Origin of the sequence: Pseudoalteromonas sp. P1-9, from assembly GCF_001399975.1 — a bacterium.
Taxonomy (GTDB): Bacteria; Pseudomonadota; Gammaproteobacteria; order Enterobacterales; family Alteromonadaceae; genus Pseudoalteromonas.
The window spans coordinates 1-16,943 of the sequence record NZ_LKBD01000022.1 but is presented as its reverse complement, the minus strand read 5'-3'; the positions used below and the strand labels follow the sequence as shown (position 1 = coordinate 16,943).

The 16,943-nt window shown below is 41.1% G+C and carries 14 protein-coding genes; 6 read left to right on the top strand and 8 right to left on the bottom strand.

Going from position 1 to position 16,943, the window contains the following annotated elements; all coding sequences use genetic code 11:
- Window positions 1-97 precede the first annotated feature (97 nt).
- Complete coding sequence (gene mtnK, locus AN214_RS13685; RefSeq protein ID WP_054980233.1) at window positions 98-1,300, bottom strand: S-methyl-5-thioribose kinase; 1,203 nt, start codon at window positions 1,298-1,300, stop codon at window positions 98-100.
- Window positions 1,301-1,421: 121 nt separating this feature from the next.
- Here mtnK and mtnA point away from each other — a divergent pair, with 121 nt between their 5' ends.
- Entirely contained in the window at window positions 1,422-2,444 is a 1,023-nt protein-coding gene (gene mtnA, locus AN214_RS13680; protein WP_054980232.1) for an S-methyl-5-thioribose-1-phosphate isomerase, read from the top strand.
- A 47-nt stretch (window positions 2,445-2,491) separates the two neighbouring features.
- On the opposite strand, the gene AN214_RS13675 is transcribed toward mtnA, so the two are convergent.
- The 3 genes from AN214_RS13675 to AN214_RS13665 are packed head-to-tail and all read right to left on the bottom strand — an operon-like array spanning window position 2,492 to window position 4,328.
- Entirely contained in the window at window positions 2,492-3,034 is a 543-nt protein-coding gene (locus AN214_RS13675) for an acireductone dioxygenase (RefSeq protein ID WP_054980231.1), read from the bottom strand.
- Complete coding sequence (gene mtnC / locus AN214_RS13670; protein ID WP_054980230.1) at window positions 3,031-3,717, bottom strand: acireductone synthase; 687 nt, start codon at window positions 3,715-3,717, stop codon at window positions 3,031-3,033. Before mtnC ends, AN214_RS13675 begins: the two co-directional genes overlap by 4 nt.
- Entirely contained in the window at window positions 3,714-4,328 is a 615-nt protein-coding gene (locus AN214_RS13665) for a methylthioribulose 1-phosphate dehydratase (protein ID WP_054980229.1), read from the bottom strand. The genes mtnC and AN214_RS13665 overlap by 4 nt, the downstream gene beginning before the upstream one ends.
- Before the next feature lie 154 nt (window positions 4,329-4,482).
- Between AN214_RS13665 and AN214_RS13660 the strand changes: the two genes are divergently transcribed.
- The 3 genes from AN214_RS13660 (at window position 4,483) to AN214_RS13650 (ending at window position 6,993) form a co-directional block, all read left to right on the top strand.
- Entirely contained in the window at window positions 4,483-5,577 is a 1,095-nt protein-coding gene (locus AN214_RS13660; RefSeq protein WP_054980286.1) for a methionine aminotransferase, read from the top strand.
- Window positions 5,565-6,356, top strand: a complete 792-nt coding sequence (locus AN214_RS13655) for an amidohydrolase (protein ID WP_054980228.1) — start codon at window positions 5,565-5,567, stop codon at window positions 6,354-6,356. The genes AN214_RS13660 and AN214_RS13655 overlap by 13 nt, the downstream gene beginning before the upstream one ends.
- Before the next feature lie 106 nt (window positions 6,357-6,462).
- Entirely contained in the window at window positions 6,463-6,993 is a 531-nt protein-coding gene (locus AN214_RS13650; protein WP_054980227.1) for a CIA30 family protein, read from the top strand.
- Window positions 6,994-7,189: 196 nt separating this feature from the next.
- Here the strand turns inward: AN214_RS13650 and AN214_RS13645 are convergent, their stop codons facing one another.
- The 4 genes from AN214_RS13645 to katG (AN214_RS13630) all read right to left on the bottom strand — a co-directional run bounded on the left by AN214_RS13645 (window position 7,190) and on the right by katG (AN214_RS13630) (window position 12,971).
- Window positions 7,190-9,556 carry an EAL domain-containing protein gene (locus AN214_RS13645; protein ID WP_054980226.1) on the bottom strand — a complete coding sequence of 789 codons (2,367 nt, stop codon included), beginning with the start codon at window positions 9,554-9,556 and terminating at the stop codon, window positions 7,190-7,192.
- Complete coding sequence (locus tag AN214_RS13640) at window positions 9,546-9,815, bottom strand: hypothetical protein (RefSeq protein WP_054980225.1); 270 nt, start codon at window positions 9,813-9,815, stop codon at window positions 9,546-9,548. The genes AN214_RS13645 and AN214_RS13640 overlap by 11 nt, the downstream gene beginning before the upstream one ends.
- Before the next feature lie 254 nt (window positions 9,816-10,069).
- Window positions 10,070-10,513 carry a hypothetical protein gene (locus AN214_RS13635; protein ID WP_054980224.1) on the bottom strand — a complete coding sequence of 148 codons (444 nt, stop codon included), beginning with the start codon at window positions 10,511-10,513 and terminating at the stop codon, window positions 10,070-10,072.
- Between the two features lie 190 nt (window positions 10,514-10,703).
- Window positions 10,704-12,971 (bottom strand): catalase/peroxidase HPI, encoded by a 2,268-nt coding sequence (gene katG / locus AN214_RS13630; RefSeq protein WP_054980223.1) that lies wholly within the window; start codon window positions 12,969-12,971, stop codon window positions 10,704-10,706.
- Window positions 12,972-13,300: 329 nt separating this feature from the next.
- Between katG (AN214_RS13630) and AN214_RS13625 the strand changes: the two genes are divergently transcribed.
- The gene (locus tag AN214_RS13625; RefSeq protein WP_054980222.1) at window positions 13,301-14,209 is read left to right on the top strand and encodes a hydrogen peroxide-inducible genes activator; all 909 of its coding nucleotides are present in this window, start codon (window positions 13,301-13,303) and stop codon (window positions 14,207-14,209) included.
- A gap of 359 nt (window positions 14,210-14,568) precedes the next feature.
- The gene (gene katG, locus AN214_RS13620; protein ID WP_054980221.1) at window positions 14,569-16,728 is read left to right on the top strand and encodes a catalase/peroxidase HPI; all 2,160 of its coding nucleotides are present in this window, start codon (window positions 14,569-14,571) and stop codon (window positions 16,726-16,728) included.
- Window positions 16,729-16,943 lie beyond the last annotated feature (215 nt).

The window sequence follows — 16,943 nt, the reverse complement described above, 5'->3', positions numbered from 1 at the left end:
ACGATTACTGGCTTGTTAGGCTGAATTTATAGAGCTGATTTTATTGCGCTTGTTTTATAGCGCTTGTTTTATTGCACAGAGCTTACTGAGCTTATTTTTACTGGACTAGGCTAATGATCAGATTAAATGCTGATTCTTTATCGTGAGTGGTCTCGGCATGTAAAATAAGTTGCTCACCTAGGATTAATGTTTGCTGCTGTACTTGCAGTCGTGCGGTTTCATCTTCAATACCATCAATGTCTGACACATGGGCAAGGCCAATGGTGCGGCGTATGAGCTCAGTACCGGCAAAACCAAGTGCATCTTTAATGATTTGGTTTACAAAATACTCTGCATAGCCTGGTGCCTGAAGTGATAAATCACGGGTTTGCTCTTTAGCAAGCGAGAGCCAGGTTGCTGCAAATTCGTTGATCACATCCTGAATCGTCGTCAGCAAGTAGGTTTGCATTTGGCGACGCTTGGGAATTTCACTAATACGGGCATTCTGCGCACAATAATTAAGTAAAAAATTGCCGATAAACGAGCCTAAATCAAAACCAATAGGGCCAAAAAAGCCAAACTCTGGGTCGATTACCTTAGTCGACTGCGCATCAACAAAAATACTGCCTGAATGCACATCACCGTGTAATAAGCTCTGTGGCGACGATAAAAATAGTTGCTTTAATTTAGCCACTTTAATGTGCAGCTCGGTGTTTTGCTGAAGTTTCTTTACCTCACTTTCAAGTGTCGCGGGGTAGTTATTGCGCTCAGAAGTGTGGTATGGATCATCAAAGAATAAGTCTTCAGTAATGGCGCACAGCTCTGGGTTTGTGAACTCACAGACCAAGGCTTTTTTTTCTGCAGGTGTTAAGTAAAAGTCTGAGTAAAAGAAGCTGGTGGTTGCCAGATAGTTTGCAAGTTGGCTGCCTAAATTTGGAAAGGTTGTTGCTTGGTTTAGTTCGCCACGTAAAATTGCCATATGGCCAAAATCTTCCAAAATGGTTAGGGCTAGCTCGGAATTTTTGTGCAGCACTTTTGCTGTGAATGGTTTGCACACCGCACCATGTTTTTCAAGTACAGCAGCTTCAATGCGCGCTCTATCAAGGGTTAATGGCCACGACTCACCAACACAACGGGCATAGGGTAATGCCTGTTTTAAAATAACACTGTTACCCTTTTCATCTGCAATGCGAAAGACTAAATTGAGATTGCCATCACCAAACTCATTACAAGTTAATAGTGCATTTGGGGCAAAAAATTCGTTTAACTGTGCAACATAGTTAAGTGCACGCTCATTATCAAAAGCAATATAGTCAGCCATGGTGTTCGCTATTCAAAAATACAGATAATTACGGAATTCTATACCGATGAATGTTTAGATGTCTATACTTCTTTGTGTCTTGGTGTAAAATGAGCGCGTTAATAGTTTGGAGTTTCACAGCATGCAAAATTTGCTCGCGCGCAGTCTTAAATATCAAGGCGGACAGTTATTCGTTTTAGATCAGTACCTTTTACCACATCAGCAGCATTGGCATGTGTGTAGCAGTGTGCCCGAGATGCAAGAATTGATTTTGACGTTAAAAGTGCGTGGGGCACCGTTAATTGGTTTAGCTGCAACCCTATTAGTTGCCCATTTAGCTGAGCAAGGTGAATCTCATAGCCAACTTGCAGAAGCAATAAATGATTTAGAGGCGACGCGTCCAACTGCAGTTAATTTAATGCATTGCATGAAGCGTATGCGCCAAGCATTAGCTCAAGATAATTTTGTTGATGCATTGGTGGCTACTGCTGAGCAGCTATTTAATGAAGATGTTGCGCTGTGTGAATCCATGGCAAGCCTAGGTGTAGCGCTTGTGAAACCGGGCGATAATATTTTAACTCACTGCAATACAGGTGCATTAGCAACTGCAGGGGTGGGTACGGCACTGGGTGTTATCCACCACGCCCATCAAAAATACGGTGATATTCATGTTTGGGTGGATGAAACACGCCCATTACTGCAAGGTGGTCGTTTAACGGCATTTGAGCTTGAAAGTTGGCAAATTCCGTACACCCTAATTTGTGACAATATGGCCGCAAGTTTAATGGCTGCCGGTAAAGTCGATAAGATTTTTGTGGGTGCAGATCGCATTGCAGCTAATGGTGATTTTGCCAATAAAGTCGGTACCTATAATTTAGCTGTGCTGGCACATTTTCATAATGTTGAATTTTATGTGGTTGCGCCAATCACCACCCTTGATGTTGACTGTGAAAGTGGTCAACATATCCCTATTGAAGAGCGTGCTGATGCTGAAGTAAAAGGTGTTAGTGGCAGCTTTGGTGAGTGCCAATGGGCACCAAACAATGCCAAGGTGTTTAACCCTGCCTTTGATGTAACGCCAGCAAAGCTCGTAACTGGTTGGGTGTTTGATACGGGCGTTTACAATTTACAGCAAGTAAAAGACGGCGCGTTAAAACAGCTTTAATAAGGCTTATTAAATATAAGAAGAGCACCATTCGGTGCTCTTCTTGTTTAATTTAAAATTGGAAATTGACTCGCAATTTTGCTTTCGGTGCTTTGTGCCATCCAACCCGCTTCGTTATTGAAAAAACGAATTGCGGTAAACTCAGGATCGCTGCCCATATCAAACCAATGCTTAGTGTTAGCTGGCACTGAAATTAAATCCCCTTGTTGGCAAAGTACTTGATACACTTTGTTGCCTAAATGCAGGCAGAATAAGCCTTGGCCTTTGACAAAAAAGCGTACTTCGTCTTCGCTATGCGTATGCTCAAATAAAAACTTCTGTCTTAATTCAGCTGCCGCTGGATTACCTTTAGTAAGTGAAATTACATCCACCGTTTGGTAGCCGCCGTCGTGTTGCACACGTTTAATATCGGCGTCATAGGCGTTTAAAATATCATCTGAACTATGGCTTGCGTCAATTTCAAATGCTGCTTGCCAGTTTTCAAATATCACACCTACTTGATTAAGTTGTTGCTGAATTTCAGTAAAGTTTTCGCTCTCTAGCTGTGCGCTTGCTGCATCGTCGTGACGGTAAATAGTGAGTTTGCTCATACAAATAATGCTTCATCAAATTGGTTAAAATCGTCAATTGCTGGGTGTTGGTCGCTTTTTTCTTGGTTATCACGCCATAGCTGCAAGGTGTGCATGCCCGCACTTTGAGCAGCATCAAGTTCTGCCACGATGTCGCTTAAAAACAACACCTCAGAGCCAGCAAAACCAATCTTTTCAAGAATATTGGTGTATGAACTTGAGTCTTTTTTAGCGCCAACATGGGTATCAAAATAATCGCTGAACAGTGGGCGAATATCACCATAGTCAGAATGTTCAAACAATAAATGCTGTGCTTTTACCGAGCCAGACGAATAAACAAAAAGGCTTATGCCCGCATCTTTTTGCTGGTTTAAAAAATCATAGGCATCTGGGTAAATATGGCCTGTGAAATCACCTTGTTGATAGCCCGTTTGCCAAATCAGGCCTTGCAATTGTTTAAGTGGTGTAATTTTTTGATCCGTTGCAATCCAATGTTGCAGTGCATCTATGACCTCGGTAAGGCTGGCGTCTGGCCTAGCAAGTTCAGCTTTTACTGCATCAATTTGCACGCTTACCGTGGCATCGCTTTGGTTTTCTTCAACAAATGCAGCAATATGTTTTGCCGCATACGGAAACAAAATATCTTTTACAAATGAAATGCGGGTAATTGTGCCTTCAATGTCGGTAATGATGGCCTTAATCATAGTGATGACTCCAACTTAATGCGCTCAAGTTCGCATGCAAATAAAAACTCCAGCCCTTCAATGTGGCGACGTGTTTCAGCTACACTGTTGCCCATAGCATACAAACCATGACCGCGAATTAGCACACCATGAATAATTGGCTCTTGCTCGTGGCGTTTTGCAACAAGTTCTGCCAAGCGATCAATATTTTGGTCATTATCAATAATGGCTATAGAAAGCGTACTTTCGTGACTGTTGATGCCGCGTAATGATTTTTGCATTTCATAGCCGTGAATTGCCAAGGTATCACCTTTTATAAAACGCGATAACACAGTGGCGGCAACGGAGTGGGTATGTAATACACATTCAGTACTTGGCTGAAGTTGGTACAATTTTAAATGAAGTGCCGTTTCGGCAGATGGCTTTCCTTGGCCTTTGCTAATAGCGCCTTGCTGATCGAGCTCTAAAAAGTGTTCAGGGGCAAGGTATCCTTTATCATGGCCACTTGCGGTGACAACAAAACCTGTGTCTGTTTTAATTGAAAAATTACCACCAGTTGCCGGTACCCAGCCTTTATTGCTGACCCAACGACCCGCTTCAATCAATGCACTTTTTGCGGCATCATTATGCATAATAGGTTACTCGAAAATAAAAACTCAAAACATTTAGACGGCTATACATCCGTTTTTGGCAATGATAGCATCGCTTTTGTTAAAGCACCATCAAGATTAGAGGTATCGTGTGCAAAGTAAATTACCAAATTTAGGCGTCAGTATTTTTTCGCAAATGACCGCATTGGCAAATGAACACCAAGCGCTTAATTTATCACAAGGTTTCCCAGAGTTTGATACGCCTGAAGCGCTAAAAAACAAACTTAACTTTTACAGTGCACAAGGGTTTAACCAATATTCGCCATCCAGTGGTGTACCCGCATTACAACAACAAATTGCCGACTTGGTGCTGCGAAAATACGCTTTAACTATTTCACCTGAGGCATCGGTAACCGTTACATCAGGTGCAACAGAAGCGCTTTATGTCGCAATTCAAGCACTTGTAAGCCCAGATGATGAAGTGATTGTGTTTGACCCTGCGTATGATTCTTACCAGCCAGCGATTGAACTTGCCGGTGGTAAAGCGGTTCACATCGCGCTAACGGCACCAAATTACCAAATAGATTGGCAGCAGGTAGCTGGCGCAATTACCGATAAAACCAAAGCAATTATTATTAATTCGCCACATAACCCAAGTACTAAAACGCTAAAACAAACAGACATTAATGCGTTGAAGCTACTGCTTGAACAGCATGGTTTGTACCTCATCAGCGATGAAGTTTACGAGCATATTTGCTTTGATGGTGCCACACATTTAAGCGCGCTTGGCGATGACGCACTGTTTTCCCGCAGTTTTGTGGTTTCGAGTTTTGGTAAAACCTTCCACTGCACGGGGTGGAAAATGGGTTACTGTGTTGCCCCTGAAAAGCTGATGGTGGAGTTTCGTAAAATTCACCAGTATGTGACATTTTCTAGCTTTACCCCCGCGCAACTGGCATTAGCCGATATGCTTAAAGAGCAGCCAAACCACGTTGACGAATTAAGTGCGTTTTATCAGCACAAGCGCGATGTGTTAAGTAATGCATTAGCAAATAGTCGTTTTACACTGTTACCAAGTGAAGGCACCTATTTTTTATTGCTTGATTATTCCGCCATCTCAGAATTAGATGATGTGGCATTTTGCGAGTATTTAGTAAAAGAAGTTGGTGTTGCTGCCATTCCTCTTAGCGTGTTTTATGAAAATGCCCCTGGCGATCGTGTGATTCGCTTATGTTTTGCTAAGGAAGACGCCACCCTAATCGCCGCTGCGGAGAAGTTATGTCAGCTATAAATAACAGCTTAAAAGTCGCCTTAGTGCAAAGTGATATTGCATGGCTAGACGTTAATAAAAATTTAAATAGCTTAAGCGAACAGCTGAGCAATCTAGATTCGGTTGATTTAATTTTGTTACCTGAAACTTTTGCTACAGGTTTTGCCATTAATTTAGATGTTGCAGAGCCAAAGCAAGGACCAATTTTAGATTGGATGTTAGAACAAGCAAAAGGTTTAAATGCAGTATTGGCGGGTTCGGTGTTAGTGAGCCAACAAGGCAAAAAAGCGAACCGCTTTTACTGGTGTAGGCCAAATGGCACTGTGGAATTTTACGATAAACGCCATCTGTTTTGTTTAGGTAACGAAGGTGATTTTGTAAATGCCGGTGTTGAGCGAAAAATCATTACGATAAATGGTTTTAGGTTGTTACCTCAGGTGTGCTACGACTTACGTTTCCCAGTATTTCAACGCAGTCGCAACGACTACGATGTAATGGTTAATGTGGCTAATTGGCCTGCAGCACGTCGCCGTATTTGGGATACCTTATTGCAGGCGAGGGCAATTGAAAATCAATGTTACGTACTCGCTGTTAATCGCGTCGGTGATGATGGTAATGGTGTTGCACACAATGGCGGTACGGCTGCCTATGACTTTACGGGTGAAACGCTCGTTGCCGCCGAGGATAACCAAACGCAAGTAATCACAGTTGAACTGACTAAATTGGCATTAAACGCGTTCAAAGAAAAGTTTCCTGCCCATTTAGATGCGGACCAATTTACACTCCCTAATATTAAATAGGTAAAAGTGAGTTTGGTTACCACTCGCTAGCTAATGTTTGTTGTATTAAACCTAAAAGCTGTTTTAAGCGTATTACTATTTACCCTTAAAACAGTTTAGGTGTTCAATGAAATTGTCTCTTGCTACGGGGTTGATGTTTATGGCAGCAAACACTCACGCTAATATCAATCTCAACCAATTAGAATGGATGGTTATAAACGACTCGGTGATGGGAGGCGTTTCAAATAGCCGCGTAATTGTTGGCGATAATAAATTAACCTTTACGGGTGATTTGTCACTTGCCAACAACGGTGGTTTTGCATCATTTCGAGCGCCTATTTCATTTGAGAATACCAATATTGATTCCCTTAGTTTGAAGGTTGTAGGTGATGGTAAACAGTACCAGCTGCGTCTTCGGGTGGATGGTTATTACGACGGCCCTGCGTTTGTGTATCATTTTAAAACTGAAGCAGGTAAAGAACATACGTTTAATTTGTCGGACCAAGACTTTGTTTTAATGTTTCGCGGTAGGCAGTTTGAGTCGGACTATCAACTTCGTTTTGATGATGTGCGCTCGCTTGGTTTTATGATTAGCAATAAACAAGCAGGTGATTTTAGTTTGCAGGTAAAGCACATAGCACTATTACAAAAAGTGTAGTCGCCGGAAAGCCGTTAATTTTAGGTTAAGTTTACTATTGGCATACTAGCCACAACTTCAACGAATTGTTTTTTAGAATTTGTTCAAAGTTAGTTTTCCCAAGTAGTTGTTTTACACAAGTACACCATTTGCCCACAACCTTTTGTGGGCTTTTTTTAGCTTATAAAAACGTATTGGCTTGAAATAGAGTTAGGTATTACCTTTTCAATATTGTTGTATTAGCTTTTTCACTGTCACAGATTAACGCTTCAAATACTTCGAGAGGCAAAGGCTTAGAAAGTAAAAAACCTTGAATGTCATCGCATTGTGCTTCTTTTACGTAGTCCAGTTGCTCTTGGTTTTCCACTCCTTCTGCGGTGGTTTTTACTTTTAACGACTTGGCTAATGAGAAGATGTTTTCGAGTACCACTTTGCCTTTATCTGTTTTCATACCGAGTTTTATAAAGCTTTGGTCAATTTTTAGGTGCTTGATTGGCAGCGATAACACGGTTTCTAAATTGGCATTACCTGTACCATAGTCATCAATCGCCACCTCTATGCCAGCTTGCTCTAATCGCATCATATTGATTGCCGTTTTTTTGTAGTCTTTGATTAGTCCATACTCTGTGACTTCTATCTCAAGAAAGTTATGAGGAATATCAAACTCACCAACTTTTTGAAAAATATAAGCGATGGTAGTCTGCTCAAATAAATGGCGTGCCGATAAATTAATTGAAATAGGCACTATGGGTTTACCAAGGTTTATCCAGCTTCGGATCTGTTTGCATACGCTGTGAATAACGTATCTATCGACTAATGGCATGAGCCCTTTTTTCTCGGAAATTGGAATAAACTCGGCGGGTGAAATAAAGTTGCCGTCGAGTGTCCATCGGATCAAGGCTTCCGCTGATTTTACTTTAAGGGTCTTGGCGTCAAATTTAGGTTGATATTGAAAGTATAAACCGTCATTTTCAAGCGCAGTTATCAGCTCGCGTTTTAACGTTGCCTCTCGTTTTACGTTTTTATGAAATTCAGGGTCGATTCTCACTACTTTGTTTACTTCACCACTGGCCCCTCGTAGCGATAATTCAGACTGTTCAACAATCGAATCAAAACTGTCGGCACAATCTAATGTGCTTATGCAACGATTGAATTTGGCTTTTAACACCATATTTTGAATCGCTAATTCTTTATTAATTAAACTGCGCATTTGCTTTATTTCTTCTTTGCCACCGCCGTGATGACATACCAGAAATTTAGATGTGCCTATGCGTGCAAGCTGCATATTATCAAGCGCTATTTCTTTTAATGCCGTTGTAAATGCTTGCAAATAGCAATCGCCAATATGCTGCCCGTGAATATCATTAATATCGCGAAGGTACAATAATTCAATCACACTAATTTGCATTGGGAAGTAGGCACTTTTTAGATGTGCTTTTATACCATTGCGATTGTAAAGCTCAGTAAGCTGGTCAAAATACGCAAGGTGTTCAATTGCTTCTTTGTCGGCAAACTCTTGGGTTCTATCGCGAATAAAGGCAACAAAGTGATTGTTTTTTAATGTGTGGTAGCGCGAAATGGTGATTTCGACTGGAAACACTTTACCGTCTTGTCGCATTGCTTCTACATTGCGGATAGTTTTAAGTACTGACTCTAAATTATGCGATTTCATAAATGAATCATGGTGCACTTTTTGATATTTAGGTGGAATGAAAATTGCGATATTTTGGTCGATCAGTTCTGCTTTTGTTTCGTAGCCAAACAAAGATAAACAACTGTTATTGACTTTTAAGATCGTGCCTTGTTCGTTGGTTTCAATTACTGCATCAGGTGCAAGGTCGCTTACTAAGTTTGCTAAAGTAGCTTTTTCGTCAAGCATTTCACCTAAGTGCTCATTTAGTGCAAATGAATCATTGATTGTACAGGCTAAACGATAAAAAATATCTTTATCTTCACTAATTCGGATTGCAGTTTTACCATCATTAAAGCCCGTAATTGCGGCGCAAAATTGTTTAAGTTTAAAAATGTAGCCGTTGCGCATAACAACAAAGTACGAGGTTGAAAAAACTAAAAAAATGATTGTTGCGATTAAGGTCGTGTATTGCACCTGTACAGCAAACTGATGCAAAGCTGGGTAAATATATTTTTCTAACACTAAATAGTGCGATGCGTTTTTAGTGCCCTTTTCAAGCACTGGCGCAGCTAAATACAATACATAATCATTTATGTTATACAGCTTATCGCTACCTAGAAAAATAAACGCTGCGCTATCAACGTCGAGCAATTCTTTTCCTTCGTGCGAAATCGTATTTGATGCAATCACTGTTTTTTCGCGTGAGACAACGTAAGTTGAACGTACATTTTGCAGTTCTGCGGTTAATGTGGCCCAGTTTTTTACTTGTTCAATGTCGCCATGGCTTAGGTTTGAGGCCATTAGTTCAGCCTGATGTTCGAGTAAGGCTTGCTCTTGTTCTACGATATTTTTAATTGCCACTTTTTCTACGACGGTAAGGAAAAATATGCTTACGACTAACATTGAAACAGCAATGCCGATTAATGCAAATACCCAGAGTTTAATTCTCATTAAACACCTGCTTTGCATAGTGCGGGTTAATTAATGTACGGCAATGACACGGTTTGCTTATTTTTCCTTGTTCAAGCAACACCGAATTGTAGCGACTAATCAATTTTTGGTGTTTATCCTTGTCTTCCAGCCAATCAGTTACGTCTTGTCCATAGAGTAATGAAATGCCTGAATAACTTTGTATCAATTGTGTTTTACTTAAATGAAGTCGTTGGTTTAAAGAGTTGATATAGGGTGCGATATCTTTACTGATATGCATCACTGTGCGGTTATTTAAGGTTAAGAACGAGTTTAAATAGCGCTTTTTTTCTTCAGATATTGTGCTTTTGTTTAATACTAATACATCAACTATTTCGCCTGGAATTCGGCCGCTATCAAATAATTTATTCGCGCCTAATTCGAGTAACTTACTGCTGCTGGGGTCAAATGTAAAAACGGCATCAATTTCATTGTTTTGATAGGCTTGTATATGGCGATTAGCCTCTAAATTAACGATGTTGATATCGTCGATTGTTAAGTTGTTAAGTTGTTAAGTTCTAAAAAACGAGATAGAAAATATAACCCCAACGCGGATGTTTCGGCACCAATGCGTTTACCGATTAATTGATTTACATTGGTAATAGTGGGTTTTGCCATCAAAGTATCTGCACCATTTGAATAATCTAAGACCCAAATAACTTCAACATCAAATCCGAGCGCTTTTATTTTAACGGCTTCGTCTAACGTAAGAGCCGCTACGTCTATCGAGTTATTAATAATGCCATTAAGCACTTGAGACGCATTGCGGTATTCAATGAGTTTAATGTGCTTCATTAGCTCTGGATATTTATGACGTGTAGTGTAAAAAGGCTCGTAGCCTAACCAAATATTGGTGCCAATTCGCAGTATTTGCGTATTTTGTTCATGGCAATAAACTAAGAAAACGCAAATTAAAAATATCAGTCCTAATCGTTTCATTGTAATTAGAATTTTATAACTCGTTACATTTGAGTTTAGCCATATTTATTAAAATTGCTGAGTAAGGTTAAAAATATCTTTAAGTCGTTATGTTTAACAAACAATTGGGGCTGTGTTGTTATCAGAGTTCTGTACTTTAAACATGAAAAAAGGCGCACAATGCGCCTTTTGGTTGGTGTAACATCACTCGTTATTTAATATCAAAACGGTCAAGTTGCATTACTTTTGTCCATGCTTTTACAAAGTCGTTTACAAAACGTTCTTTTGAATTATCAAAAGCATATACTTCTGCAACAGCACGTAACTCAGATGACGAACCAAAAATTAAATCAACCGGTGTTGCTGTGTATTTAACAGCGCCGGTTTTACGATCTTTACCTTGGTACACATCACCTGCTTTTTGCCATTCAGTCGACATATCAAGCAAGTTGACAAAAAAGTCATTGTTTAGTGTGTCTTTTTTATCTGTGAATACACCGTTGGTTGAGCCGTCTGTATTGGTGTTTAGCACACGCATACCGCCAACTAATACCGTCATTTCAGGCACTGTTAATGCTAGCTGGTCTGCTTTATCTACTAAGGTATCGGTTGGTGATTTGTAATAACCTTTTTCATAGTAGTTTCTAAAGCCATCAGCACTTGGTTTTAGTAATGAAAATGAGTTTACATCTGTTTGTGCTTGGGTCGCATCACCACGCCCGGCAACAAATGGTACGCTTACTTTAACCCCTGCATTTTTAGCGGCTTTCTCAACTGCAGCCGCACCGCCAAGTACTATCATATCAGCAAGTGAAATTTTGCTGCGACCAAAAGTACGGTTATTAAACTCATCTTTAATTTCAGTAAGTTTGGCAATGACTTTCGCAGTTTGTGCTGGGTTATTCACTTGCCAATCTTTTTGCGGCGCCAGTGCGATACGTGCACCGTTTGCACCGCCGCGCATATCAGAATCACGATAACTTGATGCTGACGCCCATGCTGTTGCGGCTAGTTCAGATACTGAAAGACCTGAATCTAAAATTTGCGCTTTTAGTTTTTTAACGTCTTTATCACTTACTAGTTTGTAATCTGGCTTGTCGATAGGATCTTGCCAAATATGCGCTTGTTTTGGATATTCGTCACCTAAGTAATTATCAAGTGGACCCATATCGCGGTGCGTTAACTTAAACCACGCTTTGGCAAATGCAAGGCGGTACTCTTCAGGATCAGCTAAGAAGCGCTCTGCAATTTTGCGGTACTCTGGGTCAAATTTTAACGCCAAATCTGCAGTGTTCATCACTGGTGGATTGTACTTACCTTTTACGTGCGCATCCGGAACTGATTTGTGTAATGACTCATCGGTCGGTACCCAAATAATCGCACCGGCAGGGCTACGTGATTGTTTCCACTCAAAATTAAGTAAGTTTGATAGGTATAGTGATGTCCACTTGGTTGGAGCTTGTGTCCACGCACCTTCTAATCCACTGGTAACTGTGTCTTCTGAATGGCCTTTACCGCATTTGTTTTTCCAGCCAAAACCTTGTTGCTCAATTGGCGCTGCACCCGGTTCTTTATCTAAACACTTATTGGCTTTGTGAGCGCCGTGCATTTTACCAAAGGTGTGACCACCTGCGATAAGTGCAAGTGTTTCTTCGTCGTTCATTGCCATGCGTGCAAATGATTCGCGAATATTTTTAGCTGAGCCAAGAGGATCGGGTACGCCACCTGGGCCTTCAGGGTTTACGTAAATTAAGCCCATATGAACTGCAGCCAGTGGGCGCTTTAATTTGCCATCGCTATCGCGACGATCGCTTGCTAACATTTCAACTTCTGGTCCCCAGTACACCATATCCGGTTCCCAGTCATCATCACGTCCGGCTGCAAAGCCGTACGTTTTAAAGCCCATATTTTCTAAAGCTACGTTACCCGCAAGCACAATTAAGTCACCCCAAGAAATAATCTCACCGTATTTTTGTTTAATAGGCCACAGTAAGCGACGTGCTTTATCTAGGTTACCGTTATCTGGCCAGCTATTTAATGGGTTAAAGCGTTGTTGACCACCGCCCGCGCCACCTCGGCCATCAAGCGTGCGGTAAGTGCCTGCGGCATGCCACGTCATACGAATAAAAAATGGGCCATAGTTACCCCAATCTGCAGGCCACCATTCTTGTGAGTCAGTAAGCACAAAATCGATGTCCTTTTTAAGCGCATCCATATCAAGCTGTGTAAACGCTTTTTTATAATTAAAGTCTTCACCTAATGGATTTGAGCGAACATCGTGATCGCGAAGTGGTGTTAAATCGAGTTGGTTTGGCCACCAAAATAGGTTCGATTTCGCTTGGTTAGGCATTACTTTGCCCATACCAATCGCGCCTGTGGGCTTGCTCATCGTGTCTTTAGCAAATGCAGATGTTGCGCCTAAAGATAGTGCTACAACAGCGGCAATAGAAGTATATTTTAATATCTGAACGGATTTCATTTTTGAATTCCCCTTATGATTTATGGGTGTATTAACGCAGCAAAGTATAGAAGGGAATTTAAATAACTAAATTTGATAATAACTAAGTTGATATTCGTTTTTTTAGATTATTGTTATGTAGACATTTTTCCTGCCATATTGATTTTGAAAACGCTAATCAAAAAAACACATAGTCACCATCGGTATTTTTGAATTATGGCTTAACTTATTGAAGTTTAGTTGTTTTATTTTCATTTTAGTGTTGGGAATAAAAACAGCCGAGTCAGCGATGTGGTTATTTCGTATAAATTGATTATTATTGAAAAAACATTCGATTTATAAGAACTATAATGATTTCATTGAAACAGCTTCATTACACCTTAGCCGTTGAAAAAACGCTGCATTTTAAAAAGGCCGCAGACAATTGCCATGTTTCGCAATCAACGCTTAGTACTGCGGTACATGAGCTAGAAAAACAATTAGGTGTGACTATTTTTGAGCGTAACAATAAACATGTGTTTATTACTGACGAAGGCAAGTTAATTCTTGAAAAAGCCAAACGCATTAAACTTGAGGTAGACGAACTGACGTTGCTGGCAAAGTCCAATAAAGCGCCGCTAGCAAGCCCGATGACGATTGGTGTAATACCGACAATTGGCCCTTTTTTACTGCCAAAGGTATTGCCGAAAGTGCGCACTGAATATAGCGACTTTAAGCTGAAAATCGTTGAAGACCAATCCCATGTATTGGTTGAAAAACTACGCGAAGGTGAGCTTGACGCTGCAATTTTAGCCTTGCCATACGATATTGATGGTTTAATGGCATTTAATTTTTGGCAAGAAGACTTTTACTGGGTGAGCCACAAAGACGAATGTGCACTAAATCTGCGTGAAATTACCACCAATGAGTTCGATCTCGACAAATTAATGTTGCTAAAAGATGGCCACTGCTTAAAAGAGCATGCGCTTGCTGCTTGTAAATTAGAAAACGCCAACAATGACAATCAATTAGACTCAGCCAGTTTACACACATTAATTCAAATGGTTGCCGGCAAACTAGGCACAACCTTAGTACCACAGATGGCACTTGACCAACTCGTCAAAAATGAAGGTGAGCTTGCTGCGGTACATTTAAATGAGCCAGGTCCGCACCGCACGATAGCGCTTGTGGTTAGGCCTAATTATGTAAGAACCAATGATATTGTGTTGCTTCAGCAGCTTTTTGAAAATGAGTTAAAAGATAAATGCTATACAGGTTAACGCAGTGATTTAAACATCTGCTAGATTATGAATTTTGATGTTTTTTTGACCTTGGCACTGCAAAACAGCATTTGATCCTGTATAACTAATTGAGCGTATAAATATTTTTACGTTCACCGACATGAATTGTTAACTGATTTTAACGAGCAAAATAAAGCAATTTTGATGCGTTTAATTGAGGTATGAGTGGTTCGGTTATCTCAATTAAGAATGCTTCCCCTGCATTCTTGCCTAGCATTATTTCCACATAGGCAATTGGCACACGGTTTCTTTTAAGCGTGAAAAAACGCTGCTTGTTAACCATTTTAATGAAAAATGTCGTCTCAATGAACCCGTCAGACAAACAAAGGAGATGCGCGATGTCATCAAGTAAATGCCCATTTACATCAGGAAGTATTACGCAAACTGGAAAATCGAACACAGATTGGTGGCCTAATACCCTCAATCTCGATATTTTGCATCAACACGATTCAAAAACTAACCCGCTCGGTAGCGACTACGATTACCGCGAGCAACTAAAGCAGCTTGATTTCGCTGCTCTTAAAGCCGATTTAACCGCACTTATGACTGACAGCCAAGATTGGTGGCCTGCCGATTGGGGCCACTATGGCGGTTTAATGATCCGCATGACATGGCATGCTGCGGGCAGCTATCGCGTTGCCGATGGTCGCGGTGGTGCGGGTACTGGTAATTTACGTTTTTCACCGCTTAATTCATGGCCAGATAATACCAACCTCGACAAAGCGCGCCGTTTACTTTGGCCTATTAAGAAAAAGTACGGTAACAAACTAAGCTGGGCGGATTTAATTGCGTATGCTGGCACCATTGCATATGAGTCGATGGGACTTAAAACCTATGGCTTTGCGTTTGGCCGCGAAGACATTTGGCACCCAGAAAAAGACACTTACTGGGGCGCTGAGAAAGAATGGCTTGCCCCATCAGAAAATGACAACAGTCGTTATTCAGGTGAGCGCGACTTAGAAAACCCATTAGCCGCAGTAATGATGGGCTTAATTTATGTTAACCCTGAAGGGGTTGATGGTAAGCCAGATCCACAAAAAACAGCACATGATGTGCGTGAAACCTTCGCCCGTATGGCAATGAACGATGAAGAAACAGTGGCGCTTACCGCAGGTGGTCATACCGTAGGTAAATGTCATGGTAATGGTGATGCCGCGAAACTTGGCCCTGAACCAGAAGCAGCTGATATTAACGAACAAGGCCTTGGTTGGAATCATCAAGAAGGTAATGGCTTAGGTGCAGATGCAATAACCAGTGGCCTTGAAGGTGCGTGGACAACCAATCCTACTCAGTGGGATAACGGCTATTTCGAATTACTACTTAACCATGAGTGGGAACTTAAAAAGAGTCCTGCAGGTGCATGGCAATGGGAACCTGTCGCTATTAAAGAAGAAGATAAGCCGCTAGCGGTTGATGGCAACGGCAAACGCAATAATCCCATTATGACCGATGCTGATATGGCGATGAAGGTTGACCCTGAATATCGCAAAATTTCAGAGCGATTCTATAACGACCCAGCGTATTTTTCTGAGGTGTTTGCACGTGCATGGTTTAAATTAACACACCGTGATATGGGGCCAAAAGCCTGTTATGTCGGCCCTGATGTGCCAAAAGAAGATTTAACATGGCAAGATCCCATTCCAGCTGGTAATACGGCTTATGATGAACAAGCTGTTAAAGCGGCAATTAAAGCTAGCGGTTTATCGATTGCTGAAATGGCAACAACGGCATGGGATAGTGCGCGCACTTTCCGTTACTCAGATAAACGCGGCGGCGCGAATGGCGCGCATATCTGCTTGCAGCCGGCTAAAGATTGGCAAGGCAACGAGCCTGAAAAACTTGCTAAGGTGCTAAGTGTGTATCAAGCAATCTCAGATGAGCATAATGTGAGTGTTGCTGATGTGATTGTACTTGCGGGTAATGTTGCAATTGAACAGGCGGCAAGTGCAGCCGGCTTTACAGCAAGTCTAACCTTTAACAAAGGCCGTGGTGATGCATCTCAAGAGATGACCGAAGTAGACTCGTTTGCTTATTTAGAGCCCCTACATGATGGTTTTAGAAACTGGCAGCAGCAAACATTTGCAGCAAGCCCAGAAGAGTTATTACTGGAACGTGCTCAATTGCTAGGATTAACTGCACCAGAAATGACGGTGTTGGTGGGCGGTTTACGGGTATTAGGCTGTAATTATGGTGATTCTCAAGCAGGTGTGTTTACCGATCGCATTGGTCAACTGACTACCGACTTTTTTGTCAATCTAACAGACATGCGTTATGAGTGGCAACCTACAGGCGATAACCAATACGTACTGCGTGATAGAGCGACTAAAGAGGATGCTTGGCAAGCTACGCGCGTTGATTTAGTGTTTGGCTCAAACTCAATTTTGCGTGCTTATGCAGAAGTTTATGCACAAGATGATAATGGTCAGAAGTTTGTAGATGACTTTGTTTCGGCATGGAATAAGGTAATGAATGCGGATCGCTTTGATTTAGTAAGCTAGTATTTCGCCAAGTAAAAAAGCCTTTCTATTTAATTGAATAGAAAGGCTATTTTGTTTGTTTTTTAAAGATATTAATTAACTTTTTTGTTATTACCATAGGCATGTTTCCTTAAATTTTGGTTTCACTTCATCTTATTTAAATAACAAGTAGCTTCCACCTACAGCAACACCCGTTACAATCGCAGCTGTCATACCTGCGGTTACTAAACCAACTA